Annotated in this window: 1 protein-coding gene; it reads right to left on the bottom strand. The window is 65.0% G+C overall.

Going from position 1 to position 1,400, the window contains the following annotated elements:
* Positions 1 to 259: 259 nt before the first annotated feature.
* Complete coding sequence (locus tag AC0QTX_RS27430; protein WP_474606953.1) at positions 260 to 1,306, bottom strand: IS110 family RNA-guided transposase; 1,047 nt, start codon at positions 1,304 to 1,306, stop codon at positions 260 to 262.
* Positions 1,307 to 1,400: the final 94 nt, after the last annotated feature.

Consider the following 1,400-nt stretch of genomic DNA (forward strand, 5'->3'; position numbering starts at 1 on the left):
GCCGTTCTCTAATCGCGGGTCTCCAGTCAAGCGCAAACAGCTCTGGCACCTTTGCTTCTCCCCGGATCACGGTTCTCTCCGCGGTCGGCACTGGCCGCCGCATCATCGGGTTCAACAGCACGAGCCTTCCAAGGTCCACAACGTGATCAGCTGAAGGGTCCAGCTCTCACAGGCCCCGCTTGCGGAATGACCCGTACCCTCGCCCCGAGGAGCAAGCACGGTACCTGGCGTTCACCTCACGATGAAGGCCAGATCAATCTCATCCTCTCCCTTCTGTTGCAGTAACAGCCTCCATCTTGCTCCACCGGAAGGGCTCGCCCGTCCGCCAGATCGCATGCAGGATGACGGCAAGCTTGCGGGCCAGGGCCACCCGGGCCTTGTTGAACCCACTGCGCTGCACCAGCCGCACGGCCCAGGCCTTGAGCGGCGACCAGCGCTGCACCCGGGTCAGCAAGACACCGGCCGCCTCGAACAGGTAGGATCGCACCAGCTCGTCCCCGCATTTGGAGATGCGGCCGCTCCGGTCGACCTCACCGGACTGATATCGCCGTGGCGTGAGACCCAGATGGGCTCCGACGTTGCGGGATTGATGAAAGCGCTCCGGGTGCTCGATGGCGCTGACATAAGCCAGCACCGAGAGAGCGCCGATGCCCGGCACGCTCATCAGGAGGCGGCACTCGTCACGTCGACGCACCTCTTGGCGCACGGCCTTGTCGAAGCGGGTGATCTGGTCCTTCAGCTCGCGCCAGACCTGCAGCATCGGCCGCACGATCCCGGCCACCGCGGGCTGATCCGCCACGAGGGTCTCGACCCGCTCAGAGAACGTGCGGCCATGCGCCATCCCGACCACCAGGCCAAAGACCTTGAGGATGCCGCGGATGTGGTTGGACAGCTGCGTGGTCATGCCCACCAGCTGCCGGCGGGCACCGAGCAGGGCGCGGAGCCGATGCGCTTCGAAGGATTTGACGTGGACGCTGCGGTACCAGCCGGTGCGGACGATCTGCGCCAGCCCTTCGGCATCGTTGCGATCAGTCTTGTTGAGCTGCATGGCCAGAGCCGCCTTGGCGTGGCGAGCATCGAGGCAGATCACCTGCACGCCCCTGGCGCGCAATCCATGCACGAGCCAGGGCATCAGCGGGCCGGTCTCAACACCAACTTGGAGATCAGAGCCGTATCGGCACAGGATCTGGGTGATCGCCTCGGGATCAGTCGCCGCCGTGCCGCGCCAGAGACGGCGGCCCTGTTCATCCACGATGCAGATCGTGGTCTCCTTTTGTGACACATCCAGGCCGGCGTAGTGGGTCATCGTCTGCTCCTGCTCTGTTGGGCCAATCAGACTGTCGCCTGATCGGCGTCTCCGCCAGAGCTCTCGCGCTGCCCGCGATTACCCGATGTCCACA

The sequence above is a fragment of the Microvirga sp. jy35 genome (genome assembly GCF_056148915.1).

What these genes read in the sequence shown, in the direction of transcription:
- AC0QTX_RS27430 (WP_474606953.1), bottom strand. Translation starts at nt 1,306, where the DNA reads ATGACCCACTACGCCGGCCTGGATGTGTCACAAAAGGAGACCACGATC.